This window comes from Streptomyces sp. NRRL S-1022 (assembly GCF_000720135.1).
Classification (GTDB): Bacteria; Actinomycetota; Actinomycetes; order Streptomycetales; family Streptomycetaceae; genus Streptomyces.
In genome coordinates, this window is sequence record NZ_JOIU01000020.1 from 1 (window position 1) to 25,814 (window position 25,814).

A 25,814-nucleotide genomic window follows, 5' to 3' on the forward strand; every position below is an offset into this window, starting at 1 on the left:
CTACGAGCACAAGGTGTTCGTGCAGGGCGCGGTGTGGAACATCGACTCCTTCGACCAGTGGGGCGTGGAGCTGGGCAAGGTCCTCGCCAAGCGCGTCGAACCGGCCCTCACCGAAGGCGCGGACGTGCCGGGTCTCGACCCGTCCACCAGGGCCCTCGTCGCCGCCTACCGCACTCTCAAGAACGCATCGGAGAACTGATCATGCAGCTCGGTCTCATCGGTCTCGGCAAGATGGGCGGCAACATGCGCGAGCGGATCCGCCGCGCCGGCCACACCGTCGTCGGCTACGACCGCAACCCGGAGGTCTCGGACGTCAAAAGCCTGGCCGAACTGGTCGAGAAGCTCGACGCGCCCCGCCGTGTGTGGGTGATGGTCCCCGCCGGCACCGCCACCCAGACCGTCGTCGACGAACTCGGCGACCTGCTCTCACCCGGCGACACGGTCATCGACGGCGGCAACTCCCGCTGGACGGACGACGAGAGGCACGCCGCCGCCCTCGGCATCAAGGGCATCGGCTTCGTCGACGCCGGTGTCTCGGGTGGTGTGTGGGGCCTGGAGAACGGTTACGCGCTGATGGTCGGCGGCGACGAGCAGCACGTGAAGCCGCTGCAGCCGATTTTCGACGCGCTCAAGCCGGAGGGCCCGTACGGCTACGTCCACGCCGGGCGGGTCGGTGCCGGGCACTTCTCCAAGATGGTCCACAACGGCATCGAGTACGCCATGATGCAGGCCTACGCCGAGGGCTGGGAGCTGCTGGAGAAGGTCCACTCCGTGGAGAACGTCCGCGAGGTGTTCCGCTCCTGGCAGGAGGGCACGGTCATCCGCTCCTGGCTGCTGGACCTCGCGGTCAACGCGCTGGACGAGGACGAGCACCTGGAGAAGCTGCGCGGCTACGCGGAGGACTCCGGCGAGGGCCGCTGGACCGTGGAGGCCGCCATCGACAACGCGGTACCGCTGCCCGCGATCACCGCGTCCCTGTTCGCCCGGTTCGCCTCCCGGCAGGACGACTCCCCGCAGATGAAGATGATCGCCGCGCTGCGCAACCAGTTCGGCGGCCACGCGGTCGAGAAGAAGGACTGACCCGACGTGGGGGACCTCCTGCTGGTCCGCCACGGTGAGACGGAGTGGAGCCGGTCGGGACAGCACACCAGCTGGACCGACCTGCCCCTCACGGAGCACGGCGAGGAACAGGCCAAGTCCCTCGCCCCGCTCCTCACCGGCCGGACCTACGCCCGCGCGCTGGCCAGCCCGCTCGGCCGCGCGCTGCGCACCGCCGAACTGGCGGGCATCCCCGGGGTCGTCACCGACCCCGACCTGCACGAATGGGACTACGGCGGCTACGAGGGCGTCACCACCGCCGCGATCCACCGCTCCCGGCCCGGCTGGGACCTGTGGACCGACGGTGTGCCGCCCGGTCCGCAGGGGCACCCCGGCGAGTCGCCGCAGCAGGCCGGCGCGCGCGCCGACCGGGTCCTGGCCCGGCTGTCCCCGGCCCTGGCCGAGGGGGACGTGGTGCTGGTGGCGCACGCGCACTTCCTGCGCGTGCTCACCGCCCGCCGCCTGGGTCTGCCGGCGGCCGAGGGCCGGCTGTTCCAGCTGGCCACCGGCACGGTCAGCCGCCTGTCGACGGAACACGACCGCCCGGTGATCGCCGAGTGGAACGTCCGGCCGTAGCCGGACACCGCATCCCCGTGTGCCCCGGCCCGCCGCCCCGGCGGGCCGGGGCACACGGCGTCCGGGGCCCGGGAACGGGGGCCGGGGGCCGGGAACGGGGGCCTGGGCCCGGGAACGGGGGCCTGGGCCCGGGAACAGGGGCCGGGGCCCGGGAACGGGGGCCTGGGCCCGGGAACAGGGGCCGGGGCCCGGGAACAGGGGCCGGGGCCCGGGAACAGGGGCCGGGGCCCGGGAACGGGGGCCGGGGGCAGAGGCCGAGAACGGGGGCCGAGAACGGGGCCGGGGGCAGAGGCCGGGAACGGGGGCCGGGGGCGGGGCACCGCCGTCCGGCCGGCCCGGAGCAGACCCGGCCGGCCGTCGGCGCCCTGCTTCTACAATCACCGGCACGCGAACGAGCGCGCCGCCCGGCGCCCCCGGCCCGAAGGACAGCGATGACCAGCGTCGACGAACCGCCACGACCCGGCGGGCGGGTGCGTGACGCGGCCCGCACCAAGGCCGAGATCCTCGACGTGGCCACGCAGGAGTTCGCCCGGGCCGGCTACGACGGCGCCCGCGTGGACGAGATCGCGGCCCGTACCCGCACCACCAAGCGGATGATCTACTACTACTTCGGCGGCAAGGAGCAGCTGTTCACGGCCGTGCTGGAGCGGGCCTACGGGGTGATCCGGGACGCCGAGCAGCGTCTCGACGTCGAGTACCCGGACCCGGTGGCCGCGATCCGGCGTCTGGCGGAGCTGACCTTCGACCACCACGAGCGGCACCCGGACTTCATCCGGCTGGTCAGCATCGGGAACATCCACGGTGCCGAGCACGTCGCGGCCTCCGAGGAGCTCGGCCGGCTCGGCTCCCCGGCGCTGGAGGTGATCCGCCGCATCCTCACCGCCGGGCAGGAGTCGGGGCTGTTCAGGGCCGGCGTGGACGCGGTCGACCTGCACGCGGTGATCACGTCGTTCTGCTTCTTACGGGTCGCGGGCCGGCAGACGTTCGGCGCGCTGTTCGGCCGGGACCTGGTGGACCCGGCGCGGCGCGAGCACTACCGGACCATGCTCGGGGACATGGTGATCGCCTACCTGACGGCGCAGCGGCCGGCCGGCTGACGGGTCCGCGCACGGACGCCCGGGCCGGGGCGGGTCAGGGGCGCACGGCCGCGTCGAGCAGCGGACCCAGTTCCGTCACGGCCGTGGTGAGCGGTCGTACGTCCTGTTCGGCGCGGGCCATCAGGATCGCGCCCTCCAGGGTGCTGATCATGACAGTGGCCAGGGAGTCGGCACGGTCCGCCGGGACGCCCAGGTCCGTCAGCGCGGCGGCGACCGGGCTCCGCCAGGTCGCGAACGCCGTGGCCGCCGCCTGGCGGGTCGTGCCGCCGGCGGCGGCGCAGTCGACCGTGGCGGCGGCGACCGGGCAGCCGGCCGCGAAGCCGGCCGCCGTGTACTCGTCGGTCCACTGCGCGGCCATCGCCGCGAACAGCCCGCTCGGGGAAGGGTGTTCGAGGTCCGCGAGGAAGCGGGCGACGCGCTTGCCGGCGTACCGGCCGGCCCACTCGACCGCCTCGTTGACCAGCTGTTCCTTGCCGCCCGGGAAGTAGTGCTGGAGGGAGCCGCGCGGTGCGTCCGCGTGGGCGGCGACCTCGCGCATGCCGGTCGCGGCGACCCCGCCCCGCCGCATCAGCTGGGCGGCGCTGAAGACCATGCGTTCCCGCGGTCCGCGCCGCGCCTCGGTCATCGTGGCTCCTCCGTCCCCGTCACCGCCTCACTCTATGACCGACGTCATAGCGACGGCTACTATGACCACCGTCATAGTCGGCCCGCGGCAGCGGAGGACGTCCCATGCAGGTCGGATTCATCGGTCTCGGAGTGATGGGCCGCCCCATGGCCCTGCGCCTGGCGACCGCCGGCACCCCCCTGGTGGTCTGGAACCGGACCCCGCAGCGCGCCGAGCCGCTGCGCGCGGCCGGCGCCGAGGTCGCCGCGGACCCCGGCGAGGTGTTCGCGCGGGCGGAGGTGGTGCTGCTGATGCTCGCCGACGAGGCGGCGGTGGACGCGGTCCTCGGCCGGGGCACGCCGGGCCTGGCCGCGCGGGTCGCCGGCCGGACCGTCGTCCACATGGGCACGGCCTCGCCGGAGTACTCCCGCGCCCTGGAGGCCGACGTCCGCGCGGCCGGCGGCCGGTACGTCGAGGCGCCGGTCTCCGGCTCCCGGGTGCCGGCCGAGGACGGACACCTGGTGGCCATGCTCGCCGGGCAGCCGGCCGCCGTGGAGGCGGTACGGCCGCTGCTGGCGCCGATGTGCCGGGAGGCGTTCGCCTGCGGGCCGGTGCCGGGCGCGCTGCTGATGAAGCTGGCCGTGAACATCTTCCTGATCACCCAGGTGACCGGGCTCACCGAGGCCTTCCACTTCGCCGAACGGCAGGGCCTGGACCGCCGGCTGTTCCTGGACGTCCTGGACGCGGGCCCGATGGCCAGCGCGGTGTCCCGGATGAAGGCGCCCAAGCTGCGCGAGCGGGACTTCGCGGTGCAGGCGGCGGCGCTGGACGTGCTGAAGAACAACCGGCTCATCGCCGAGGCCGCCCGCAAGGCCGGCCTCGCCTCGCCGCTCCTGGACGTCTGCCACACGCTGTTCGAGGAGACGGTGGCGCGGGGCCACGGCGGCGAGGACATGGTCGCCGTGCTGCGGGCGATCGAGGCGCGGACCGCCGGGGCACCGTGAGCGGCGCCCCGCCCGCGGCTCAGCCCTTCGGGATGCCGTACGCCCGCTCGACGCGCAGCCGCACCACCAGGCGGCGGTCGCGGACCATCGCGGCCCGGTAGTCGTCCCAGTCCGGGTGTTCGCCGAGGACGTCCCGGTAGAGCCGGACCAGTTCCTCCACCGTGCCGTCGTGCGGGTCGGCGGCGACCGGGCTCAGTTCGGCGCTGCCCTCGGCGACGGTGTACGCCCAGCGGTCGTCGCTGGTGACGTGGTACGAGGCGCGCGGGTCCCGGCGGAGGTTGCGGGTCTTGGCGCGGTCGTCGGTGACCGAGATCCGGATGATGCGCTCGTCGGGGTCGTAGGCGTGGCTGACGTTGGACAGCTGGGGGCGACCGTCGCGCCGGAGGGTGACGAGGACGCCGGCGTGGCCTTGGGAGAGCAGCCCGAGCAGCGCGTCCTGCGAGGAGTCCTGGGTCATACCCGCGTCAACCCGCCCGGACACCCCGCGCATTCCCTCCCGGACGACGTTCGGTAGACAGTGTCTACGACCGGCTGGTAGACAGGGTCCATGAGTGACTCCGACGCGGGCCTGCGGGCCCGGCTGGTCGACGTGGGCGTGGAACTGCTGGCCGCCGAGGGACCGCAGGCGCTGACCCTGCGGGAGATCGCCCGGCGCGCGGGCGTCTCGCACGGGGCGCCGCGCCGCTACTTCCCCGCCCACCGGGACCTGCTGTCCGCCATCGCCCGGCGGGGCTTCGCCGAGCTGTCCGCGCGGGCGCACGCGGTGCTGGAGCGGGAGACCGGCGGGCCCCGCGCCCGGGTGGCCGCGCTGGCGCGGACCTACCTCGCGTTCGCGCGGGAGCGGCCCGGCATGTACGAGCTGATGTTCCGTCACGATCTGCTGGACGGCGCGGAGTCGGGGCTGCGGGAGACCAGCCTTCCGCTGTTCTCGCTGCTGGCGGAGCTGGTCGGCGCGGCGGACCCGGCCGCCGACGCCCGGCGGGTGGCGGCCGCGCTGTGGGCGAACCTGCACGGGATCGCCCAGCTGTGGCGCTGGCGCAGTCTGCCGCTCGCGCTCGGCGACGAGGACCCCGGGGCGCTGCTGGACACCGTGCTGAGCGCGCACCTCGGTCCCGGGGACGGGCGGTGAACCGGTCCTGGACGCCGGTGGGCAGCGCGGCGGGCGGGGTGGCCGTCGCACTGGACGGTACGGTCCTCACGGCCGTGCAGCCCAGCCTCCTCGCCCCGGCGGCCCTCGCCGCCCTCGCCCTGCCCGCGACCCGTGCCCTCCCGGACCGCTCCGGCGCCGAGCCGCCCGCCCGCACCCCGCACGAGCCGGCCCCCCCACCCGGGCCCGCGCCACGCTGAGCGGCGCAGCCGGAAACCCCCCGGCCTCCGCGACACCCCGCAGGCACCGGTCCTGCGCGACGATGAGGGAGGGTGCGGACGACGGGACCGGAGGAGAACGGTGGCGCAGCTGCGACAGGACGTGGAGCCGGGACAGGCGGGACTGGACGCCGGGGCGCTGGACCGCCTGGACCGGTACTTCGCAGGGCACGTCGACGCGGGACGGCTGCCCGGCTGCCTGGTGTCCGTGGCCCGCGGCGGCCGGGTCGCGCACCTGACCGCGTACGGCCTGCGGGACGTGGCGGCCGGGCTGCCGGTCGAGGCGGACACGCTGTGGCGGATCTACTCGATGACCAAGCCGGTCACCGCGGTCGCGGTGCTGCTGCTGGCCGAGGAGGGCCGGCTGTCCCTGGACGACCCGCTGGAGCGGCACCTGCCCGCCTTCGCCGGTCCCCGCGTGTACGTGGCGGGCTCGGGCGCCGGTGTCCGCACCCGCCCGGCCGCCGGCCCCGTCCTGATCCGGCACCTGCTGACCCACACCGCGGGCCTCACCTTCGGCTTCTACCACCGCCACCCCGTGGACGCGCTGTACCGCGAGGCGGGCCTGGAGTACTCGGTGCCGCCGGGCAAGGACCTCGCACAGACCGTCGAGCTGTACGCGCGGCTGCCGCTGCAGTTCGACCCGGGCACCCGGTGGAACTACTCGGTCGCCTCCAACGTGCTGGGCCGGGTGATCGAGGTGGTGTCCGGGCAGCCCCTGGACGCGTTCTTCGGTGAGCGGATCCTGCGCCCGCTCGGCATGACCGACACCGGCTTCCACCTCACCCCCGGACAGGCGCCCCGGCTGGCCGAGCTGTACGGCGAGACCGACACGGGCGGGATCGAGCCGGTGCCGGGCCTGCCGGTGCACGAACGGCCGCGGTTCCTGTCCGGCAGCGGCGGCCTGGTCTCCTCCGCCCACGACTTCCACCGGTTCATGGAACTGCTGCGCCGGGGCGGCGAGCTGGACGGCGTACGGCTGCTGGCCCCGCGCACGCTCGCCCTGATGACCCGCAACCAGCTGCCGGGCGGGGCCACCATCGGCTCGTTCGGCACGCCGGTCCACCGGGAACCGGGCAACGACGGCCTCGGCTTCGGCTTCAACGTCTCCGTCGTCACCGACCCGGCGCGCACCCTCGCCCCGTCCCACGCCGGCACCTACGGCTGGACCGGCGTGGCGACCACCGCGTTCTGGGTCGACCCGGCCCACGACCTGACCGTGCAGTTCATGACCCAGGTGCGCCCGAAACGGCTGAAGGTCTTCCCCGAGCTGCGGCGGCTGGTGCACGAGGCACTGGCGGACTGACCCGGCGGCCGGCTACTGCTCCAGCGTCAGCCTGAACTCCATTCCCTCCCCGGCGAGTTCCGCGAGCCAGCGGTCCGCGAGCCGGGCCGACCCCGCCGCCCGGTGCAGGCCGGCCGGGAGGCTGCCGTCCAGGATGTGCCGGACGCCGAGGGCGAGCGGGCGGGAGACGCAGCGGGCCATCGCGGACTCCCCGGCGTCACCGGTGGTGTCGAGCAGGTAGGCGCCGCTCCAGGGCCGGCCGCCGCCCGGGTCGACCTCCAGGCGGACGGAGAGCACCACCCGGTCGCGGTCGGCCCCCGTCGTCGGGTGGGCCGCCGCCAGCTCGCGGGCCAGCGCCGCGATCCGCTCGTCGTCGCCGGCCGTCAGCTCCTCGAAGACCGGCTGCCACGCCGTCAGCCAGCCGTCCAGCCGCAGGGTGCCCCGCACGAAGGTGTGCGGGGTCCAGGCGGCGGGCAGGCCGTACTGGGCGAGGAACGGCAGGCTGTCCCGGTTGGGGTACGCCTCGAAGGTCTCGCCGCCCACGACGAGCGGCCGGGTCGCCTCCCAGGGACGGCCGGCCGTGACCTCGGCGCCGTCCTCCAGGTACCGCGCGGGTGAGCGCAGGGCGTTCAGGACGCCTAGCGGGGCCCAGCTGAAGCGGTACCGGAAGGCGTTCGGTACGGCCGGGACGCCGCCGCAGTAGGAGGTGAGCCGGTAGGCGGCCGGGGTGTGCGCGCCGATCCGCGCCCGGGCCCGGCCGATCAGGCTGTGCGCGAAGAGGTGGTCGATGCCCGGGTCCAGGCCTGCCTCGGTGAGCACGACCACGCCCGCCGCCCGCGCCGCCGGCACCTGCTCCGCCAGCTCGGGCGACACATAGCTGGAGCACGCGAAGTGCGCCCCGGCGCGCACGCACGCGGCGAGCAGCCCGGCGTGCCGCGGCGCCGGCAGCATCGACACCACGGTGTCCCCGGGCTCCAGCGCGGCGGCGAGGGCGCCGGGGGTGAGGGCGCGGGGCTCGGCGCGGCCGGTCAGGCCCAGGCCGGCCAGGGCCCGGGCCGCGCGGCCGGCGGTGCGGTGCCACAGCAGGAGCCGGCCGGCGGAGGAGCACAGCGTGGCCGGTCCGCTGCCGGTGGACAGGCCGGCGCCGACCCAGTGGACGGTGCCGGTCGCCGGGACCCGGCCGGTCATGAGCGCGACTCCCGTTCCTCGGTGCCCAGTTCGCGGCAGGCCTGGTGGAACCGGTCGAGGCAGCGGCCCCAGGCGCCGCCCGGTCCGAAGGCGAGCAGCTGCGGCAGCAGGGCCGCCGAGAAGTCGGTGCTGGACTCCCGGGGCAGCAGGGACGGCAGGTTGTCGATGGCGATCAGGTCCAGCGGCGGTTCCCCGCGCAGCCGGCGCACCGGCTCGGTCCAGTCGGTGGTGCGGTCGTAGACGGGCAGCACGTTGAACGGGGAGCCGACGTCGCAGGTGACGTCGCACAGGGTGCGCAGCCGGCGGGCCGGGGAGTCCAGGTCCTCCTCGCGCAGGAAAGGCGGGACGGGGCCGGTGGCGAGGACGGCGTTCACCAGCACGTCGTGCCCGAGCAGGGCGCGCCGGTCCAGGTCGCGGGTCTCCGCCAGGTCCCAGCGGGTCGCCTCGACGCCCGCCGTGCGGAAGGCGGCGTCGGCGCCCCGCCCGCTGCGTCCGAGGGCGCCGATCACCAGCGCCGTGAACTGCGGGTCCCCGGGCCGGGGGCGCAGGCCGGCGTCCAGGTCGTCGCGGGTGGTGGGGGTGAGCGGTGCCGTCAGCCGGCCGCGGTGCCGGAGCACGGCGAGCGCGGCGCCCAGGTAGCCCGCCCAGAAGCCGAAGGCGGCCAGCCGGCGGCCCTCGTCGTCGACGAGGTACTCCAGGTCCAGCAGCGCCCCGCCGCCGGCCGCGAACCGGCGCAGCAGTGCGGCGGCGCCCGGCTGCCGTTTGTAGGCGTGCCCGAAGAGGATGTGCCGGTGCGGCAACTCGGGCGGCTCGCCGGGGAGTTCCTTCAGGCCGAGGATCACGGCGTCCCGGGGTGCCGTCACCCAGGAGCCCGCCGGGGCGCGGCGGCAGCCGGCCGCCTCGTACTCCTCGACGGGGAAGATCCGCTGCGGGGACTCCTCGACGGTCAGCGTCACCCCGCCGTCGACCAGCCGGCGGGCGTCGGCGGGCACGACGGGCGTGCGCCGTTCGGTCGTACGGGACTCGTGGCGCAGCCACAGATGAAGCCGGCTCATACCAGGTTGGCCTCCGGACGCGGGGCGCCGGACGCGAACCGGCCGGCGCTCAGGGGGCTGATGTCCAGGAAGGGTACGCGGCCGAGGTACAGGTCGCGGACGACCTCGCCGACGGCCGGTCCCTGGAGGAAGCCGTGGCCGGAGAAGCCGGTCGCATACAGAAACCTGGATACCGTCGACGCCTCGCCGATCAGGGCGTTGTGGTCCGGGGTGTTCTCGTACAGGCCGGCCCAGCCGCCGGTGCGGCGCAGCTCCAGCAGGGCGGGTGCGCGCTGCCGCATCGCCTCGGCGAGCCGCGGGATCCACCGGTCGTGGGTGCCGGTGGCGAAGCCCGGCTTCTCGTCGGGGTCGGACATGCCGAGCAGCAGGCCGGGGCCTTCGCGGTGGAAGTACAGGCTGGTGGTGAAGTCGATGGTCATGGGCAGGGTGTCCGGCAGGCCGGGCACCGGTCCGGTGACGGCGATCTGCCGGCGCAGCGGCTGTACCGGCAGGTCCACGCCCGCCATGGCGCCGACCGCCCGGGACCAGGCGCCGGCCGCGCAGATCACCGTGCCCGTCGCGATCCGGCCGAGGGTCGTGACGACCGCGGTGACGGTGCCGCCGCGCAGTTCGATGCCGGTGACCTCCGTGCGGCGCAGGATGCGGGCGCCGTGGGCGCGGGCGGCGCGGGCGTAGCCGTGGACGACGGCCTCGGGGGTGCAGTGGCCGTCGTCCGGGGAGTACGCGGCGGCCAGCAGCCCGTCGGTGCGGATCAGCGGGGAGAGCCGGCGGGCCTCCCGGGGGCTGAGCAGGCGGCTGGGCACCCCGAGGGAGTTCTGCAGCCGCACGCCCGCCTCGAAGGAGGCCACCTGGCCGGGCGTGGAGAGCAGGAACAGGTAGCCGGTCCGGTGCAGCCCGATGTCCTGTCCGACCTCCTCCTCGAAGCGGCCGAACGCCTCCAGGCTGCGCGCGCCGAGCCGGATGTTCAGCTCGTCGGAGAACTGCGCCCGTACTCCGCCGGCGGCCCTGGAGGTGGAGCCGGCGGCGAGTTCGTCCCGTTCGACGAGGACGACGTCGCGTACTCCGGCGCGCGCCAGGTGCCAGGCGATGCTCGTGCCCATCACCCCGCCGCCGACGATGACCGCCTCGGCCCGAAGGTCCACCCGCCGCCTCCCTCACCGTGCCGCACGCACCTCGTCCGATTCCTGTCCGGCCGGCGGCCCGCCCAATCGGCGGCCGGGCGTCAGGAGCCGTGGGCGACGGCGTCCAGGTGCGGCAGGTGGTGGTCCATCCGCTCCCGCTTGGTCCGCAGGTAGGTGATGTTGCTCTCGCACGGCTCGATCAGCAGCGGCACCTGCTCGGCGACCTGGACGCCGTGCCGGACCAGCGCCTCCCGCTTGCGCGGGTTGTTGGACATCAGCCGTACCGAGCGCACCCCGAGGTCGCGCAGGATCTCGGCGGCCACGCGGTAGTCGCGGGCGTCGACCGGCAGGCCCAGCGCGAGGTTCGCCTCCACCGTGTCCAGGCCCTCCGCCTGCAGGGCCATCGCGCGCAGCTTGGCGAGCAGGCCGATGCCGCGGCCCTCGTGCCCCCTCAAGTAGACGACGATGCCGCTGCCTTCGGCGACGACGGCGCGCATCGCGGCCTCCAGCTGGTCGCCGCACTCGCAGTGCCGGGAGCCGAACGCGTCCCCGGTCAGGCACTCCGAGTGGAGCCGGACCAGCACGTTCTCGGCGCCGATCTCGCCGTACACCAGGGCCACTTGCTCGTCACCGCGGTCGTGGTCCAGGTAGCCGACCGCCTGGAATTTCCCGTACACGGTGGGCAGCGGTGCATTCACCACGCGTTCGGCGCCCGGACGCCGCGGGGACTTCGTGCCGATCACGCCGATGTTGACGCCGGTGTTTTCTGTCATGATCTGATTCCTATAGCAGAGACGAAAGGCCGTGGAAAGATGAGTGGTTCGGGCGCGCGGGCGGTGTACGGGGCGGTGAGCGGCGTGATGCCGACGGACACCACGCAGGATGTACGCAGCCGGGGGGCGGGCGTTTCAGCACAGGTCGCCGTCCTTCCCGTGGGGAGTTTCGAACAGCACGGTCCGTTCCTTCCGCTGGCCACCGACACCCTGGTCGCCTGCGCCGTCGCGCGGGAGATCGCCGCCGCGTACCCGGTGCACCTCCTTCCACCGGTGACCGTCTCCTGCTCGCACGAGCACGCGGCCTGGCCGGGGACCGTCAGCATCTCCGCCGTGACCCTGCACGCGGTGGTCACGGACATCGCGGCGTCGCTGCGCCGTTCGGGCGTGGACGCGCTGGTCGTGGTCAACGGGCACGGCGGGAACTACGTGCTGGGCAACGTCGTCCAGGAGGCCTCCGCGCGCGGGGAGCGGATGGCGCTGTTCCCGGCCGCCGAGGACTGGGAGGCGGCACGGGAGCGGGCCGGGGTGGTCACCTCGCTGCTCACCGACATGCACGCGGGAGAAATCGAGACCTCGATTCTGCTGCACGCTCACCCCGAATTCGTCCGCCCTGGTCACGAGTCCGCCGATTTCACCGTCGACGACCGTCGTCATCTGCTCACCGTGGGAATGTCCGCCTATACCGAATCGGGCGTCATCGGCCGTCCTTCGCTCGGTTCGGCGGAAAAGGGAAAGGCACTGCTGGCGAGCCTCACGGAATCCTTCGAGCCGTATCTCGCGCTGCTCACCGCGCCCGCCGAACGCACGTAGCGCCGGGCGGACCTGCGGCCGGGACCCGTGGGGGCGGCCCCGGCCGGCAGGCCGTCACCGGGCACGGGGGTGTGCCCGGGGGCGGGGGGTGCGGTGCGGGTGCGTGCGGTCTCGTACCAGCGCCAGGCCAGGACGGCGGCGCCGGGCAGGCTCGCCACGAGGCTCAGCACGCCGTAGACGACGGCGACCGCGACGCCGGTGTCCGCGCCGAGCCCGGCCGCGCCGAACGCCCAGGCGGTGACGCCCTCGCGGGGGCCGAAACCGCCGACGTTCAGCGGCAGGCCCATGGCCAGCAGGGCGAGCACCGCGAGCGGCAGCAGCGCCGTGGCGGGGGCGGCGGAGCCGGCGACGCGGGCCGCCACGACGAACATGAGCAGGTGCCCGGCCAGGACGAGTGCGGAGGACAGCGCGACGCCGGGGCCGTTGTGCCGCGACGCCAGGCCCCGGCGGGCCTCGCCGAGCGTGCGGCGCAGGGCGCCGCCGCCCGTGCCGGCCGGCGGGCGGTTCATCCGGATGGCGAGGACGACGGCGAGCGCGCCGACGGCGGCCAGGGCCGCGAGCGGGGCGAAGCCGCGGACGTCGGCGCGCACCGGGGACGGCAGGGTCAGCAGTACCGCCGTACCGGCCACGGCCAGCGCGAGCTGTCCCGCGACGCGTTCGAGCACGACCGCCTTCACCCCGCGCCGCACGTCGCCCGCGCTCCGTCCGTGCCGGACCGCCCGGTGCACGTCGCCCAGGATCCCGCCGGGCAGGGCCGCGTTCAGGAACAGCGCCCGGTAGTAGTCGGCGACGGCGGGGCCCAGCGGGAGCCGCAACCGAAGCCCCCGCGCCACCAGTTGCCACCGCCACGCGCTGAGCACGGTGGTGACGGCGCCGATCGCCAGCGCGGCCGCCACCGTCCCCGTGTCGATCCGCCGCAGCCCGTCGACCAGCGCGCCGGTACCGAGCCGCCACAGCAGGAACCCGAGGATGCCGGCCCCGGCGACGGTACCCAGCCGGGTGCGCAGCGCGGGCCCGCCGCGGCGCCGGGGGGCCGGGGCCGGCGGGGCCCCGGCCGCCGCCTCGCCGGCGGCCTCCTCTCCGGCCGGCGCAGCGGATACGGGGGGCGCGGGGGGCATGGGCACGGGGCGCGTTGCGGGCGCGGGGACGGCGTCGACGGCGGTCGCGCGCCCGTGGGCCGCGGTCGCCGGGTGCACGCGCGTCGGGGACGCGTCGGCCGGGTGCACGCGTGCGGGGGCCGCGTCCGCCGGTGCCTCGTGCGCGGGGACACCGTGCGTCGCGTGCGCGGGGACACCGTGCGCCGGCGTCGCGCCGGCACCGGGGCCGGCCGCCGGCGCGGGGCCCGTACCCCGCGTGGCTGCCGGGCCGGTTCCCGGTGCCACGCGCGCGCGTGCCGTACCGGCCCCCGGCGGCACCCTCGTTCCCGCCGTCGTGGCCCGGCCGGTCACGGTGTGCCGCCCTTCGGGCGGGGCAGGGCGAGGAGGTCGCTGTGGTGGAGGGTGACCCGCAGGGTGCCGGACGCGCAGGCGGCGAGCCGTTCGTCCAGGTAGCGCCCGGCGCGTTCGCGCAGCTCAGGGCGCTGCTCAACGGCCGCGCCCACCCAGCCGCGCAGCCACTGCTCGGTGAGGGCCCGCTGTCCGGGGCCGAGCCGCCAGGGGCTCGGGTGCAGCCGGACCGTCGCCCCGCGCTCGGCGAACGCCTCGCAGGTCACGGTGACCGCGTCCGGGCCGAGCAGCCCGTCGAGGCGCTGGTGGGCGTTGAACGCCTCGGCGATCTCGGCGTCCAGGGGGTCCCCGGGGGTGAGGTCGACGCGTCCGGCGACGGACAGGGTGAGCAGGGCCGGGCAGCCGGCGCCGGTGCAGGCGTCCGCCAGGGCCTCGACGTGCTCGCGGGTGAGGACGTCGAGCAGCGCGGACGCGGTCACCAGCGAGGCCCCGGCCAGCGCGTCCGGGGTGAGCCGGGCGACGTCACCACGCCGGGTCTCCACCGTGACGCGGCTGCCGTCGGCGGCGGAGCGCGGGGAGGCGACCGCGGCGAAGTGCAGCAGGTAGGGGTCGCGGTCGTGCAGGATCCAGTGCTGCGGGCCGTCCAGGCGGGGCGCGAGCCAGCGGCCCATGGAGCCGGTGCCGCAGCCCAGGTCGTGCACGACCAGTCCGCCCGGGCGGCCCGGCAGGTTGGCCAGCCGGATCCGCAGCGGGTCGAGGAGTTCCGGCGAGCGGGCCGCCGCGTCGGCGCTCTCCCGCAGCTGGAGCCACTCGGGCGCGTACCGCGGCGGCTCCTGCGCGTCCTCGTCCCGCAGCCGTACGGTGGCCCGCTCGCCGGGGCGGCCCACGGGACCGGCACCGGCGATGACCGAGGCGCCGGCGCCGGGTTCCCCGCCGTCCGCCGCCGGTTCGTCCTCGCTGCGGGCCCTCGTGGTCTTCCGCACCGGCTCCCCCTCCCCCGGCCCCGGCTGAGCCGGGATCAGCCCCTGCGAACCGGGCCGGGCCGGCGCCGCTCCGTCCTTGCGCACCGTGCTCATGCCGTCCTCCTCGGGGGTTGGGGGAGCCGCCCGAGGACTCCCGCCAGGCTGCGGGCGGTGGTCGCCCAGCCGTCGAGCGCGGCGCGCCGCGCGCGGGCCGCGGCCTTGAGGCGGCGGCGTACGTCGGGTTCGCCGAACCAGCCGCGCAGTTCGGCGGCGAGCGCCGCCGGGTCCTCCGGCGGGACGAGGATGCCGGGCACCCCGCCGTCCGGTGCGCGGCCGACCGCCTCGGGCAGGCCGCCGACGTCGGTGGCGAGGACCGGGATGCCCCGCGCGAGGGCCTCGGTGACCGCCATGCCGTAGGTCTCGGCGTAGGAGGTGAGGACCATCAGGTCGGCCGCGGCGTAGGAGGCGTCGAGGGCGGCGCCGGAGCGCGGCCCGGTCAGGTGCAGGCGGTCGGCGAGGCCGTGCCGGGCGATCAGTTCCCGCAGGTGGGCGACGTACGCGGGGTCGTGGCCGAGGCCGCCGACGCACTCGCAGGTCCAGGGCAGGTCCCTTACCGCCGCGAGCGCCTCGACCAGCCGGTGCTGGCCCTTGCGCGGGGTCACGGCGGCCACGCACAGCAGCCGGGTGACGCCGTCGGTGCCGGGCGCGAGGGGCGCGATGTCGGCGCCGGGCGCGGCCGTGTGCACCCGGTCGGGGGCGAGGCCGTGGTGGGCGACGAGCCGGCGGACCGCCCAGTCGCTGGTGGCGACGACCGCGCCCGCGGCCCGCAGCACCGCCCGTTCGCGGCCGTCCAGGTCGGCGGCGACGGCCGGGTCCAGGCCGGTCTCGTCGCCGAGCGGCAGGTGGACGAGGACGGCGAGCCGCAGCCGTGCGGCCTCGGGGACGACGATCTCGGGGACGCCGCAGGCGACGAGGCCGTCGAGGAGCACGACCGTGTCGTCGGGCAGGTCCCGCAGGGTGCGGGCGAGCCGCTCGCGGGCCGCGCCGTCCGGGCGCGGCCAGCCGCCGGGCACGGCGTGCCGGACGGGCTGCCAGCCGAAGCCGGGCAGGTCCAGGCAGACCCGGCGGTCGTAGGCGTTGCCGCCGCTGGGCGCGGCCGGGTCGTCGACGCCGCCCGGCATCACGAAGTGCACGGTGCGCAGGGACATGGGGATGATTCCGGCTTTGTCGGCGGCGGCGGGCTGCGCGGGCACGTAGGTGAGGCGGGCCCGCTCCACGCTCAGGTCGGTCACAGGTCACGCTCGTAACTCGCCCAGGCGATGTGCGACTCGTGCAGGGTGACGGTGATCGCCGCGAGGCCCTTGGCGCCCTCGCCGAGGGCGCCCTTGCCGATCCGCTCGGCGAGCCGGTCGGCGATGACCTTGGCGAGGAACTCGGTGGACGTGTTGACGCCCTTGAAGTCGGGTTCCTCGTCGAGGTTGCGGTAGTTCAGTTCGGCGGTGACGGCGGCCAGTTCCCGGGTGGCCAGGCCGATGTCGACCACGATGTTGTCCTCGTCCAGCTGCCGGCGGCGGAACGTCGCGTCCACGAGGAACGTGGCGCCGTGCAGTCGCTGCGCGGGCCCGAAGACCTCGCCGCGGAAGCTGTGGGCGATCATGATGTGATCGCGGACGGTGATGCTGAACAACGGACGACCCTCCAGGTGCGGCGCGTCTGGTCCCCCGGCCTTGCCCGCCGGGGGATGCCGTGTAGTACGGCTCTTCGCTTCCCCGTGTTCAGCGGTTCCTCACTCTTTTCTCAGGTCAGGCCGCTCTCCGGGTACCGCACCCGGTGGCACAGGGCGGGGATCTCACCGGACGCCAGCCGGGGCATGACGGACGGGAGTTCCTCGAAAGCGCTCTCTGAGGTGATGAGCGCGTCCAGCGCGGGGTCGGCGAGCAGGTCCAGGGCGAGCGCCATCCGGTCGGCGTAGGTACGGCCGGCGCGGGCGGCCGGGGAGACGGTGCCGACCTGGCTGCTGCGCACGGTGAGCCGCCGGGAGTGGAAGGCCTCGCCGAGCGGCAGGGCCACGCTCCGGTCGCCGTACCAGCTCAGTTCGACGACCGTGCCCTCGGGGGCGAGGAGTTGCAGGGCGCGGGTGAGGCCGGCCTCGGTGGCGCTGGCGTGCACGACGAGGTCGCAGTCGCCGAGGGCGTCGGCGGGCGCGGCGAAGTCCACGCCGAGCGCCTCGGCGGTCGCGGCGCGGGCGGGGTCGGCGTCGACCAGCTGGAGGCGGACGCCGGGGAAGCGGGCGAGCAGCGCGGTCACCGCGCAGCCGACCATGCCGCCGCCGACCACCGCGATCCGGTCGCCGATCAGCGGGCGCGCGTCCCACAGGGCGTTCACGGCGGTCTCGACGGTGCCGGCCAGGACGGCGCGTGCGGCGGGCACCCGTTCGGGCACCACGGTGACGGCGCTCACCGGAACGACGTAACGGCTCTGGTGCGGATACAGGCAGAAGACCGTACGGCCGGTCAGCTCAGCCGGGCCCCGCTCGACCACGCCGACGCTCAGGTAGCCGTACTTCACCGGGCCCGGGAAGTCGCCCTCCTGGAACGGCGCCCGCATCACGGCGTGTTGGCTGCGCGGCACCCCGCCGCGGAAGACGAGCGTCTCCGTGCCCCGGCTCACCCCGGAGTACAGCGCGCGCACCAGCACCTCGTCCGCGGCGGGCTCCGCGAGGGTGACGTCGCGCAGCTCTCCGTGGCCGGGCGAGCGGAGCCAGAACGCGCGGGCCGACCGGTTCATCGGCATCCTCCTGAACGATCGGGAAGTTGTTCACGTACCGAGTTGTGCACAGGCCGCGCACAGTACGCGGCGTTGATCGACTCTGTCACTCGGCCGGAGGATGTGCGGTGGCCCTGAACAACACGTATGACGCGAGGCTCCAGCAGGAGACCGCTGTGGGAGCGGGCGTGCAGATCCTGCTGCTGGCCCTGCTCGGCCCGGCGATCGGCATGGGGCCGGTCGGCTGGCTGACGGGACTCGTGTTCGCGTTCGCCACCTGGGCGGTCCTCTCCCGTGCCGTGCACCGGTCCCGGCTGCGCTCCTTCGGTCCCGCGAACCGGGTCACGCTCGGCCGGTCCGTCCTGGTCGGCGGGGTGACCGCGCTGGTCGCGGACTCCTTCGAGAGCGCGCCGCCGGTGACGCTGCTGGTCGCGCTGACCGCGGTGGCGCTGCTGCTGGACGGCGTGGACGGCAAGGTCGCCCGGCGCACCGGGACCTCCTCCGCGCTCGGCGCGCGGTTCGACATGGAGGTCGACGCGTTCCTGATCCTGGTGCTGAGTGTGTACGTGTCGGCGCAGCTCGGGCCGTGGGTGCTGCTGATCGGCGGGATGCGGTACGGGTTCGTCGCCGCGGCCCGGATCGCGCCGTGGCTGACGGCGCCGCTGCCGCCGTCGTTCGCCCGCAAGACCGTCGCCGCGGTGCAGGGTGTGTGCCTGCTCGTGGCGGGCGCGCAGCTGCTGCCCCGTCCGGTGAACCTGGCGATCGTGCTGCTGGCGCTGGGGTCGCTGGTGTGGTCCTTCGGCCGGGACGTCGCGTGGCTGTGGCGCAACGCGCGGATGACGGTGGCGGTGCCGGTGCCGGTGCCGGCCGAGCAGCCGCAGCTGCTGGAGCTGGCGGCGCGCTGAGCGGCGGCACGCACAAGGGCCCGGACCGGTTGCCGGTCCGGGCCCTTGCGCGTGCCGTCGCGGGTGCCGTCTACGGCCGCGCGTTCCGGCCGCGGACGAGCGCGAAGGCGGCCGCGGCCAGGCCCAGTACGCCGACGGCCAGCCCGGCGGCACCGAGTCCGCGGGCGGTGGAGTCGCTGGTGCCCGACGCCTCGGCGGGAGCGGGGGCGGTGGTGGCGTGGGCGCCGGCGGCCGTCAGCTTCAGCGCCGGCGCCGGGTTCTCCGGCTCGTCACCGCCGGCCGCCGGCTGCTCGATCCAGCGGGCGACCTTGCCGTCGGAGTAGGTCTGCAGCGTCTTGAACACCAACCGGCCGGTGTCGCCCGGCAGTTGACCGAAGGCCACGGTGAAGTCCTCGTACTGCCCGGCGCCGATGCGGCCTCCGGTGAAGGTGATCTCGGAGGCGGCCTCGGTGACCGTGCCGTCGTCGGTCTTCACCGGTGTCTTCAGCCTGCTGGTGGTGACCTTGGCGGTCCAGCCGTCCTCGGGGTGGACCAGGACGCCGAGGACGGGGTGGTCGGTGGGCAGGAACACCTGGACCTTCGTGGTGGCGGCCGTGTCCTCCTCGTTCGGGACGCGGAAGGTCAGCACGCCGTCGGTGGCGCCCCGGGGGTAGCTCTCCGGGTGGACGGTGACGTGCGCGGAGGCGGCCGAGGCGCCGAGCAGCACGGAGGCGGCGGCGAGCGCGGTGACGGCGCCGGCGCGGCGCAGGGCGGTGCGTGTCGTGGACATGAGTGAGGGGATCTCCGTACGGGTGGGATGTGCCGGTGACGGGTTCGGGTACGGGATCGGGGGCGGGGGTCCGCGCCGGTGCACCGCGTGCCGCAGCGGAGTCCGGCGGGGCGGCGCGGCGACGGCCGGCCCGAGCGGCGCCGGGCCGGCGGACGCGGGCAGCGGGGCGCCCCGCCACCAGGCGGCCAGGGCCGGCACGAACGCGGCGGCCCGGCGCAGCAGCGACCACACCGCGGCCTCCCCCCGCCACAGCCACCAGGAGGCGGCCAGAGCGGCCGTCAGGTGGGCACCGGTGGCGTGGGCGGTGAGCAGGTGGACGGCGAGCAGCCGGGCGCCGGCGGGATGGGCGGTGAGCAGGCCGGTGCCCGTGGCGTGCGCGGTGAGCAGGCCGGGGGCGTGGGCGACGTGCACGGTGAGAGGGCCGGGACCGGCGGGGTGAGCGGTGAGCAGGTGGGCGCCCGTGGGGTGGACGGTGAGCAGCCCGGTGCCGGCGCGTTGAGCGGTGAGCAGATCGGTGCCCGTGGCGTGCGTGGTGAGCAGGCCGGGGGCGTGGGCGGCGGGGTGCGGGTGGGCCGGCAGCGTGGCGTGCGGGTGGTGGCGCGCCGGGCCGGCACCGGTGCGGTGGGCCGCGCCGAACCCCAGGTGCAGGGCCCCCTGGGTGACCAGCATGGCCGCACCGATGCCGGGCAGCGACCGCTCCCGCCCGCCGAGGACCCACCCGGGCCCGAACACACCGGCGAAGGCGGCCGCATCCGCCCACCACGGCGGCATGACCCCCACGGCGGCATGACCCCCACGGCGGCCCGGTGCCCGGCGGCGGCGAGCAGCACGCACACCGCCGCGAACACACCGGCCCGCACCCCTCGCACCCCCGCGGACACACCCATGGCGAGCGATCCTTTCACGGCCGCGTGGTCCGCACACGGGCGACGGCAGCCGGCCGCCGGCACCCGTCCGCATCGTGCCCCCGCCCGCGCGGCGTTCCGCCGGGGGCGATTGTCACTGCCAGGCGATAGCCTGACAAAACGCTTGCGACACATGTGTCTTCAGACCACGGGGGGTGTCCATGCACGGCCGCGACCACGCATTGCCTCAGGACTGCCCGGGTGATCACCCGGGCATGTCGACCGAGGCCGGAATCGACGTCCAGCGGCAACTGGAGTCGCTGATCCAGGACTTCCGGACCAGCGATTCCCCGATACCGGTCATCGTGCTGCACGCCGAGGACGCCGCCGACGACGACCGCGTCACCGAACTCGTCGACGAGCTGTGCGAAGGACAGCAGCGCCACGGGACGCGCCTGGCCGTCGCCCCGACCGAGCCGCCGCCGGGGGACGTCGACCCCCTGGCCAGGGCCACGCGGCTCCTGTGGGACCTCGGCGACTCCAGGAAGTGGGGCGGCCGGTCCGCCGCGTACCGGCCCTACGCCTTCCCCCGCCTCAACCTCGTCCGCGCCCTCCAGGAGGCCACCGACGACCCGGAGATGCGCGAGCACTGGCCGACCGTCCCCGCCGGCACACCGGACGGCAACGCGCAGCGGGAGCAGGCCCAGACACACCTGCTGCGCATCCTGGCCCGGCAGCGCTGGCGGCCCCGCAGACCCGCGCGCCGGCACCGGCAGCTGCTCCTCAACGACGTGCAGCAGTTCCTGCCCATGGGCGTCCTGGGCGCGTTCACCGCGCTGCTCACCCGCCCCGAGTGGTACGTCGCCGTCCTGGCGGGCATCGGCCTGATGATCCTGCTCGCCGGTCTCAACCACGTCCCCGGGCGCGCTCCCCTCTTCCTGTGGCTGCGCAGGGAGAGCCGCTGGTTCCTGACCACGACGTTCCTCCAGTCCGCCGCCCGCCGCCGGTCGACCAGCGTGCGGCTGCTGCGGCCCGTCCGCTCCTGGAGAGCCATAGCGGCACGCACCTACGACGTGGCCGAGGCGATGCGGGCGGGCGGCCCGTTCCCGCTCCAGCTGTACGTGCTGGCGCTGTTCGAGGACCTGCGGGACAACCACCGGCGCGGCAGCTGGGACCTGCGCGGTTTCAAACGGACCCGCCCGCCCGTGCTGTTCCTGCGCCGGATCAGCCGGGAGAACGGCGGCGTCGAACTGGTCAGGGCGGTCAGCGACGTCCGCAGCAGACGCAGCGAGCTCGACCCGCTGCTCATCGTGGCGGGCGTGGCGGCCGGCGACGCCGCACTGCTCGACCGCGGCACCGACACCGCCCCACCGGCCGGCCGTCCGGTGCCCGCGGGCCTGCAGCAGCGGTTGCGGCACTGGTACGACGAGTGGGCCGGGAACCTGAGGGCCGACCAGTCGCCGAGCCGGACGAACGCCCTGCCCTGGGTGCTCAGGGTTCCGCTGCCCCGCGACGAGCTGGTGCCGCTGCGGCAGACGGACTGGCGGTGCGTGCGGGCCAGGCACCGGCCGCCCCTGGCCCGCGTGGTGTGGTCGGCGTACACCCTGCTCCTCGTCCTCGTCCTCGCCGGCACCACGGGTGTCGTCCACTCACTCGAACTGCACCGTACCTACTGCTCGGCGGGGCTGCTGAGCGCCGACCGCGACACCGTACGGCGTCCCGCGCCCGGCGGCGGCACCGAGTGCGTCGGCATAGCCACCGGAGACATCCGGTTCGGCGCGTACCTGCCCGGCGGAGCCGACGAGGAGGGCCGCAGGCTGCGCGAGCTGGAGAACCTGGTGCGCGCCGAGAACGCCGACGTGCTGCGCCACCACCGCGGCACGTACGTCACCGTCGTGTACGCGGGACCGCTCAGCTCCTCCGCGACGGACTCCTCCCTGGTCAAAGGCGCCGAGGAACTGGCCGGCGTGTACCTCGCCCAGCGTGTGGTCAACGAGAACTACACGGTGAAACTCCGGGTGCTGCTCGCCAACGGGGGTGTGGACATGCGGCAGCAGCGCGTGACGGCGGACGCGATCGCCGCGTACGCCGACCGGGACCCGACCCTCGTCGGCGTGGTCGGCTTCGGCCGGGACCTGCAGAGCAGCCTCGACGTCACGCGCCGGCTCCAGGCGGTGGGGCTCCCCATAGTCTCCGGCACCAACTCGGCGACGTACCTGCCCAAGCAGTTCTCCAACTGGTTCAGCCTCGCGGCGCCCGACGAGCACCAGGCGCAGGCGCTCGGCCTCGTCGCCCGGCAGCTGCGCGCCCGGGAAAAGGACCCGTACGCGCTGGTGCTGGCCCGCGACACCTTGGACACGCAGGACCGCTACACCAGCGAACAGGCCCTGTACGGCGGGAGGATGCTGCGCCGGGAGCGCTTCCGGCTGCTGCCCGAGCGGCGCTACCGGGTGGCGAACGGCAAGCCCGAGCTGCGCCTGCACGCGGAGAGCATCTGCCAGGGGAAGACGGTTCCCTCGGTGATCTACTTCGCCGGACGGGTCGAGGACATCGGCCCGCTGATGACCCAGCTGGGCACCGAACCGGGCTGCGCGAGCCGGGAGATCTCCATCCTGACGGGCGACGACCTGAGCAAGGCCAGGTTCTCCGGCACGGGCGGCCGCGACGGCGTGGCCCCCCGGATCACCCTCTACCACGCCGCCCTGGCCGAACTGAAGGAGGCCGCGTCCACCACCGCCTTCTACGAGGACGCCGCGAAGTACCTCCCCTGGCTCAAGGGCAAGGAAGTCACCTACGACGCCCCCGGCTTCGCCAGCGGCCAGACGGCCCTCGCCCACGACGCCACCCGTGCGCTGTACTGGGCGGCCAGCCTCGGCGACGTGCACCAGAGCCGCGCGGCGACCTGGGTCAACCTCAGGGGCGTGAAGCTCGACGGGATGGCCACCGGAACGATCGACTTCACCGACGCGCCCCTGTACGGCGAACGCCACGGCCACAGCATCGTCCTCAAACGGGTCCGCAGGACCCCGCGCGGTGTCTCGGAGTCGGAAGTGCTGTGCAGCCGGCCGGCCGGCAGCACCAGGCCGCTCAGCGTGAAGGAGTGCTCCATCGGATGACCGGCACCGGCCCGGGCCGAAGGGCGGCCCGGGCCGCTTCACGAAGGTTGTTACGCTCACCGGATGAGTATTCCGGGACCCGGCGAGATCCGTGCGCTGCACGAGAAGTACGCGCCCACCGCCGAGGCGTTCGCCGTCGTGCACACGCACTGCGAGATCGTGTGGAGCATCGCCGAACAGCTCCTGTCCGACCCCCGCCTGCGCCACCTCGACGCCGGCCTGGTCCGCGCCGGGTGCCTCCTGCACGACATCGGCGTCTACCGCCTCTACGACGACAACGGACGGCTGGACCACACGCAGTACATCCGGCACGGACTGCTCGGCCACGAGATCCTGGAACAGGAGGGCTACCCGGAGCCGCTGCGCCGGTTCTGCTCCCACCACACCGGCGTCGGCCTCACCCGGCACGACATCCTGAGCCAGAACCTCCCGCTGCCTCCCGCCGACTACCTCGCGGTGACCGGCGAGGAGCGGCTGGTGATGTACGCGGACAAGTTCCACACCAAGTCCCGCCCGTCGGTGTTCCTCACCCCCGACGAATACGCCGCCCACGTCCGCCGCTTCGGCGAGGACAAGGTCACCGCGTTCCAGTCCCTGCGCACGGAGTTCGGCGACCCGGCCCTGTTGCGGGCGGTGCCGTCCGGTGGTACGTCGGTCGGCACGTGATCGAGGGTCGCCGTCCCACCGGTGCCCCTCGGTTCACAATCGGCCTCGCGACGCACATGAGCCAACACTCACTGCACAGCCACCGCAGGGGTCGGCAAGGACGACAAGGCGGGTGCTGCGGCTGCGCATGTGGCGGGCAGTCGGCCGTCATATGGTGGGAGACCACCGGGCCGCGCTGCCCGAGTTCGAGGCGCCGGCCGGACTGAATGACGTCCTCGACATCGTCCGCGCCCGTCGACGGCGGCGTGAGCGAGAGCGCGGTGGAGCTGCGTCGCGACATCGGCATGCTGCTGCTCGCGCAGGGCGGACGGCGGACGCCTTCGCCGTCCCGGACCCGCTGCACGCGGACCTGTGCCTGGTGTTCGGCCCGGACGACGAGCTGACCGCCGAGGTGGCGGAGACCCTGGCCGTGATCCGGCTGGATCTCGACGGCGACGGGCCCGGCTGTCCCGCCTGACCCGAGGCACCGCTGTTGCGGCCGCCTCGGCCGGCGTCCGGTCCTGTTGCCGGGAACTGCCTGAGTTCGTCCGGGCGAGGGCAGGTACCACCGTCGCTGTCCGGATCGGCTACAGTCTGCTCACTTCGCGGCAAGGGGTACGGGGGGAAGCAGTGCAACTCGGCACATGCTCGGTTTGTCGGCTACAGCTGCCCGTGAGCAAAGGACTCATCGTCTCCCACAAGGTGAGAGGGCAGGCGTGTTCGGGATCCGGCCGGGCGGCTGCGGTCCCGCACCCGGTGGAGAGCGACACCCCGACCACCGGTGCCCCGGCCGGCGACGCCTCGCCCGCCGGCGGCGCTCCGCCCACCAGCGGCGGCAGGAACACGCTGCGGCGCCCACCGGTGGACGCCCGGGTGGAAACGGCTCAGCTACTGCTCACGGCCCTGGGCGTCGTCGCTTTCCTCGTCGCCCTCATCTGGCTGTTCTTCTCCGATGTCGTCCCGCTGATCGCGCTGGCGGTTGCCGCTGTCGCGGCAATCGCCGTGCGGGTCCTCGACGCCACCCCGGCGGGTCGGCGCAACACCGCCCGGAACGAGGCCAGAACGGCCCGACAGGCCGAATTGCGCGAGAGGAGGGCCGCCCGCACCGAGCAGAAGCGCCAGCAGGAGCGGCAGGACGCTCTCGCACGCGAGGCGGCCGAAGCGGCCCGGGAACTGCAGCGCGCGGTACGTCAGCTGCTCGACGGCTTGCCGGAGCGTGGAACGCCACAGGACGAGGCGATCGCGTACTGCCTGTCGAGAACCGGCGCGGCACGCGACCCACGCGTCCGGGCCGAGGCGGAGCAGCTCGCGCGACGGTATCTCGCCGTCGACGAGCGCATCCTGTGCGTCGCCCAGGCGGTGGCCACCGGGACCGGGAAGCGCCGGGCGTTGTTGGTCCTCACCGACCGCTCTGCCGCCGTGTCGGACAGAGGCACCTCCTACCGGTACGACCCTGATCCCGATGATGTGACCGAAGGCTGGGGACTGCAGGTCGGAGAGTTGCTCTTCTCCTTCCTCGACAACCCCCGGTTGCCGATCGCCCTCGCGGCCCGGGAAGAGGCCGCGGCCCTAGCCGCACCGGCCTCGCCCCCGGCGGGCCGGCCCGAGCCCCGGTTGATCCGCACCGCGCGGGAGTCAGAACTCGTCGCCGTCGACTGGATGCGTTACCTGGGCTTCACCGATGCCGTGGCCACGCCCGTCGGCGCCGACGAGGGAATCGACGTCATCTCCGAACGGGGCCTGGCGCAGGTGAAGATGGAGGGCAGCCGCACCACCCGCCCGACCGTCCAGCAACTCCACGGCGTCGCCACTGCGAAAGAGAAGAAGGCCTTGTTCTTCTCAATGGCCGGCTACACCCCGCCGGCCCTCGCATGGGCCTCGGAACACGGCATCGCCCTCTTCCAGTACGACCGCCAGGGGACGCCCCAAGCGGTCAACACGCCCGCTCTGCGGCTGCTGGAGACGGCCGACGCACGAGCGTCCCAGCCGGCCGGGGCCGAACACGGCGGCGACACGTAGCCCGCGGGTCCTGCGTCCTCTTCCGTCCGCTGCGCCAGCCATGGCGGAAATGCCTCCGGGTCGCCGGTCCGGGACGCCGGGCGCGGTAGGGACCGGCCGGGCCCGGCTCTCCGCGGAAGCACAGGCACGGACCCGCGCCGTTGATCACGGAGCCCCACGCCTCCTGAGCTGCCCGATCGCCCAGCTGGAGGACGAGCTGGACGCGCTGGTCGCCCGGGTGCGGGCGTGGATGGACGCGGGTGTCGGCGCCGGGGAGATCGAGGTCAGTGCCCGCTTCGACAAGACGTGCGCGAAAGCCGTCATGCCCAGCAGGATCGGCGCGACTCCGCGCGGCGGGTCGAGCACCAGATCCATCGCCGGCCC

General features: G+C 74.8%; 25 protein-coding genes and 2 pseudogenes. 14 read left to right on the forward strand and 13 right to left on the reverse strand.

Annotation, left to right across the window (positions count from 1 at the left end; genetic code table 11):
• The 4 genes and pseudogenes from IG05_RS42560 to IG05_RS0127345 all read left to right on the forward strand — a co-directional run.
• Positions 1-199 (forward strand): annotated as a pseudogene (locus IG05_RS42560) (glucose-6-phosphate isomerase); the annotation flags it as partial.
• Positions 200-201: 2 nt separating this feature from the next.
• Entirely contained in the window at positions 202-1,080 is an 879-nt protein-coding gene (gnd, locus tag IG05_RS0127335) for a phosphogluconate dehydrogenase (NAD(+)-dependent, decarboxylating) (RefSeq protein ID WP_030346667.1), read from the forward strand.
• Between the two features lie 6 nt (positions 1,081-1,086).
• The gene (locus IG05_RS0127340; protein WP_030346668.1) at positions 1,087-1,674 is read left to right on the forward strand and encodes a histidine phosphatase family protein; all 588 of its coding nucleotides are present in this window, start codon (positions 1,087-1,089) and stop codon (positions 1,672-1,674) included.
• Between the two features lie 431 nt (positions 1,675-2,105).
• On the forward strand, positions 2,106-2,771 hold the full coding sequence (locus IG05_RS0127345) for a TetR/AcrR family transcriptional regulator (RefSeq protein ID WP_030346669.1): 666 nt from the start codon (positions 2,106-2,108) through the stop codon (positions 2,769-2,771).
• Between the two features lie 34 nt (positions 2,772-2,805).
• On the opposite strand, the gene IG05_RS0127350 is transcribed toward IG05_RS0127345, so the two are convergent.
• Positions 2,806-3,396: a TetR/AcrR family transcriptional regulator gene (locus tag IG05_RS0127350; protein ID WP_030346670.1), complete on the reverse strand. Its 591-nt coding sequence runs from the start codon at positions 3,394-3,396 to the stop codon at positions 2,806-2,808.
• A gap of 104 nt (positions 3,397-3,500) precedes the next feature.
• Here IG05_RS0127350 and IG05_RS0127355 point away from each other — a divergent pair, with 104 nt between their 5' ends.
• Positions 3,501-4,379 carry an NAD(P)-dependent oxidoreductase gene (locus IG05_RS0127355; RefSeq protein WP_030346671.1) on the forward strand — a complete coding sequence of 293 codons (879 nt, stop codon included), beginning with the start codon at positions 3,501-3,503 and terminating at the stop codon, positions 4,377-4,379.
• Between the two features lie 19 nt (positions 4,380-4,398).
• Here IG05_RS0127355 and IG05_RS0127360 read toward each other — a convergent pair whose 3' ends face one another.
• Positions 4,399-4,836, reverse strand: coding sequence for a PPOX class F420-dependent oxidoreductase (locus IG05_RS0127360; RefSeq protein ID WP_030346672.1), 438 nt, complete (start codon positions 4,834-4,836; stop codon positions 4,399-4,401).
• 90 nt (positions 4,837-4,926) lie between these two features.
• Between IG05_RS0127360 and IG05_RS0127365 the strand changes: the two genes are divergently transcribed.
• The 3 genes from IG05_RS0127365 to IG05_RS0127375 all read left to right on the forward strand — a co-directional run bounded on the left by IG05_RS0127365 (position 4,927) and on the right by IG05_RS0127375 (position 7,050).
• Positions 4,927-5,508 (forward strand): TetR/AcrR family transcriptional regulator, encoded by a 582-nt coding sequence (locus IG05_RS0127365; RefSeq protein WP_030346673.1) that lies wholly within the window; start codon positions 4,927-4,929, stop codon positions 5,506-5,508.
• The gene (locus IG05_RS0127370) at positions 5,505-5,726 is read left to right on the forward strand and encodes a hypothetical protein (protein WP_030346674.1); all 222 of its coding nucleotides are present in this window, start codon (positions 5,505-5,507) and stop codon (positions 5,724-5,726) included. The genes IG05_RS0127365 and IG05_RS0127370 overlap by 4 nt, the downstream gene beginning before the upstream one ends.
• Before the next feature lie 100 nt (positions 5,727-5,826).
• Positions 5,827-7,050, forward strand: a complete 1,224-nt coding sequence (locus IG05_RS0127375; RefSeq protein ID WP_030346675.1) for a serine hydrolase domain-containing protein — start codon at positions 5,827-5,829, stop codon at positions 7,048-7,050.
• A gap of 12 nt (positions 7,051-7,062) precedes the next feature.
• Here IG05_RS0127375 and IG05_RS0127380 read toward each other — a convergent pair whose 3' ends face one another.
• The 4 genes from IG05_RS0127380 to ribA form a co-directional block, all read right to left on the reverse strand.
• Positions 7,063-8,217 (reverse strand): saccharopine dehydrogenase family protein, encoded by a 1,155-nt coding sequence (locus tag IG05_RS0127380; protein ID WP_030346676.1) that lies wholly within the window; start codon positions 8,215-8,217, stop codon positions 7,063-7,065.
• Complete coding sequence (locus IG05_RS0127385; protein ID WP_030346677.1) at positions 8,214-9,272, reverse strand: saccharopine dehydrogenase; 1,059 nt, start codon at positions 9,270-9,272, stop codon at positions 8,214-8,216. The genes IG05_RS0127380 and IG05_RS0127385 overlap by 4 nt, the downstream gene beginning before the upstream one ends.
• Positions 9,269-10,414, reverse strand: a complete 1,146-nt coding sequence (locus IG05_RS0127390; protein ID WP_030346678.1) for an NAD(P)/FAD-dependent oxidoreductase — start codon at positions 10,412-10,414, stop codon at positions 9,269-9,271. The genes IG05_RS0127385 and IG05_RS0127390 overlap by 4 nt, the downstream gene beginning before the upstream one ends.
• A gap of 80 nt (positions 10,415-10,494) precedes the next feature.
• On the reverse strand, positions 10,495-11,166 hold the full coding sequence (gene ribA, locus IG05_RS0127395) for a GTP cyclohydrolase II (RefSeq protein WP_030346679.1): 672 nt from the start codon (positions 11,164-11,166) through the stop codon (positions 10,495-10,497).
• Between the two features lie 39 nt (positions 11,167-11,205).
• Between ribA and IG05_RS45745 the strand changes: the two genes are divergently transcribed.
• A complete protein-coding gene (locus IG05_RS45745) occupies positions 11,206-11,979 on the forward strand; it encodes a creatininase family protein (RefSeq protein WP_107051431.1) in 774 nt (257 codons plus the stop codon).
• Positions 11,980-12,179: 200 nt separating this feature from the next.
• Here IG05_RS45745 and IG05_RS50320 read toward each other — a convergent pair.
• The 5 genes and pseudogenes from IG05_RS50320 to IG05_RS0127430 form a co-directional block, all read right to left on the reverse strand.
• A pseudogene (locus tag IG05_RS50320) lies at positions 12,180-13,097 on the reverse strand (lysylphosphatidylglycerol synthase transmembrane domain-containing protein); the annotation flags it as partial.
• 326 nt (positions 13,098-13,423) lie between these two features.
• A complete protein-coding gene (locus IG05_RS0127415; protein ID WP_078894514.1) occupies positions 13,424-14,500 on the reverse strand; it encodes a class I SAM-dependent methyltransferase in 1,077 nt (358 codons plus the stop codon).
• Entirely contained in the window at positions 14,497-15,678 is a 1,182-nt protein-coding gene (locus tag IG05_RS0127420) for a glycosyltransferase family 4 protein (protein WP_030346683.1), read from the reverse strand. The genes IG05_RS0127415 and IG05_RS0127420 overlap by 4 nt, the downstream gene beginning before the upstream one ends.
• Positions 15,675-16,073: a 6-pyruvoyl trahydropterin synthase family protein gene (locus tag IG05_RS0127425; RefSeq protein ID WP_030346684.1), complete on the reverse strand. Its 399-nt coding sequence runs from the start codon at positions 16,071-16,073 to the stop codon at positions 15,675-15,677. Before IG05_RS0127425 ends, IG05_RS0127420 begins: the two co-directional genes overlap by 4 nt.
• Before the next feature lie 110 nt (positions 16,074-16,183).
• A complete protein-coding gene (locus IG05_RS0127430; protein WP_030346685.1) occupies positions 16,184-17,173 on the reverse strand; it encodes a zinc-dependent alcohol dehydrogenase in 990 nt (329 codons plus the stop codon).
• Between the two features lie 107 nt (positions 17,174-17,280).
• On the opposite strand from IG05_RS0127430, the gene IG05_RS0127435 reads away from it, so the two are divergent.
• Positions 17,281-18,057: a CDP-alcohol phosphatidyltransferase family protein gene (locus IG05_RS0127435; protein ID WP_030346686.1), complete on the forward strand. Its 777-nt coding sequence runs from the start codon at positions 17,281-17,283 to the stop codon at positions 18,055-18,057.
• A 70-nt stretch (positions 18,058-18,127) separates the two neighbouring features.
• On the opposite strand, the gene IG05_RS0127440 is transcribed toward IG05_RS0127435, so the two are convergent.
• On the reverse strand, positions 18,128-18,826 hold the full coding sequence (locus IG05_RS0127440) for a YcnI family protein (RefSeq protein WP_030346687.1): 699 nt from the start codon (positions 18,824-18,826) through the stop codon (positions 18,128-18,130).
• 1,120 nt (positions 18,827-19,946) lie between these two features.
• On the opposite strand from IG05_RS0127440, the gene IG05_RS0127445 reads away from it, so the two are divergent.
• The 4 genes from IG05_RS0127445 (at position 19,947) to IG05_RS43855 (ending at position 25,451) form a co-directional block, all read left to right on the forward strand.
• Complete coding sequence (locus IG05_RS0127445) at positions 19,947-22,787, forward strand: branched-chain amino acid ABC transporter substrate-binding protein (protein WP_030346688.1); 2,841 nt, start codon at positions 19,947-19,949, stop codon at positions 22,785-22,787.
• Positions 22,788-22,850: 63 nt separating this feature from the next.
• On the forward strand, positions 22,851-23,453 hold the full coding sequence (locus tag IG05_RS0127450; RefSeq protein WP_030346689.1) for an HD domain-containing protein: 603 nt from the start codon (positions 22,851-22,853) through the stop codon (positions 23,451-23,453).
• 151 nt (positions 23,454-23,604) lie between these two features.
• The gene (locus tag IG05_RS47095; protein WP_199808391.1) at positions 23,605-23,910 is read left to right on the forward strand and encodes a hypothetical protein; all 306 of its coding nucleotides are present in this window, start codon (positions 23,605-23,607) and stop codon (positions 23,908-23,910) included.
• A 395-nt stretch (positions 23,911-24,305) separates the two neighbouring features.
• Complete coding sequence (locus tag IG05_RS43855; protein WP_158839029.1) at positions 24,306-25,451, forward strand: restriction endonuclease; 1,146 nt, start codon at positions 24,306-24,308, stop codon at positions 25,449-25,451.
• Between the two features lie 144 nt (positions 25,452-25,595).
• Here IG05_RS43855 and IG05_RS47990 read toward each other — a convergent pair whose 3' ends face one another.
• A complete protein-coding gene (locus IG05_RS47990; RefSeq protein WP_030346691.1) occupies positions 25,596-25,805 on the reverse strand; it encodes a hypothetical protein in 210 nt (69 codons plus the stop codon).
• Positions 25,806-25,814: the final 9 nt, after the last annotated feature.

Excerpts from the sequence above, each read along its gene's own strand:
- gnd (WP_030346667.1), top strand. The coding sequence starts at position 202 with ATGCAGCTCGGTCTCATCGGTCTCGGCAAGATGGGCGGCAACATGCGC.
- IG05_RS0127345 (WP_030346669.1), top strand. The coding sequence starts at position 2,106 with ATGACCAGCGTCGACGAACCGCCACGACCCGGCGGGCGGGTGCGTGAC.
- IG05_RS0127350 (WP_030346670.1), bottom strand. The coding sequence starts at position 3,396 with ATGACCGAGGCGCGGCGCGGACCGCGGGAACGCATGGTCTTCAGCGCC.
- IG05_RS0127355 (WP_030346671.1), top strand. The coding sequence starts at position 3,501 with ATGCAGGTCGGATTCATCGGTCTCGGAGTGATGGGCCGCCCCATGGCC.
- IG05_RS0127360 (WP_030346672.1), bottom strand. The coding sequence starts at position 4,836 with ATGACCCAGGACTCCTCGCAGGACGCGCTGCTCGGGCTGCTCTCCCAA.
- IG05_RS0127365 (WP_030346673.1), top strand. The coding sequence starts at position 4,927 with ATGAGTGACTCCGACGCGGGCCTGCGGGCCCGGCTGGTCGACGTGGGC.
- IG05_RS0127380 (WP_030346676.1), bottom strand. The coding sequence starts at position 8,217 with ATGACCGGCCGGGTCCCGGCGACCGGCACCGTCCACTGGGTCGGCGCC.
- IG05_RS0127385 (WP_030346677.1), bottom strand. The coding sequence starts at position 9,272 with ATGAGCCGGCTTCATCTGTGGCTGCGCCACGAGTCCCGTACGACCGAA.
- ribA (WP_030346679.1), bottom strand. The coding sequence starts at position 11,166 with ATGACAGAAAACACCGGCGTCAACATCGGCGTGATCGGCACGAAGTCC.
- IG05_RS45745 (WP_107051431.1), top strand. The coding sequence starts at position 11,206 with ATGAGTGGTTCGGGCGCGCGGGCGGTGTACGGGGCGGTGAGCGGCGTG.
- IG05_RS0127415 (WP_078894514.1), bottom strand. The coding sequence starts at position 14,500 with ATGAGCACGGTGCGCAAGGACGGAGCGGCGCCGGCCCGGCCCGGTTCG.
- IG05_RS0127430 (WP_030346685.1), bottom strand. The coding sequence starts at position 17,173 with ATGAACCGGTCGGCCCGCGCGTTCTGGCTCCGCTCGCCCGGCCACGGA.
- IG05_RS0127440 (WP_030346687.1), bottom strand. The coding sequence starts at position 18,826 with ATGTCCACGACACGCACCGCCCTGCGCCGCGCCGGCGCCGTCACCGCG.
- IG05_RS0127445 (WP_030346688.1), top strand. The coding sequence starts at position 19,947 with ATGTCGACCGAGGCCGGAATCGACGTCCAGCGGCAACTGGAGTCGCTG.
- IG05_RS0127450 (WP_030346689.1), top strand. The coding sequence starts at position 22,851 with ATGAGTATTCCGGGACCCGGCGAGATCCGTGCGCTGCACGAGAAGTAC.
- IG05_RS47095 (WP_199808391.1), top strand. The coding sequence starts at position 23,605 with ATGGTGGGAGACCACCGGGCCGCGCTGCCCGAGTTCGAGGCGCCGGCC.
- IG05_RS47990 (WP_030346691.1), bottom strand. The coding sequence starts at position 25,805 with ATGGATCTGGTGCTCGACCCGCCGCGCGGAGTCGCGCCGATCCTGCTG.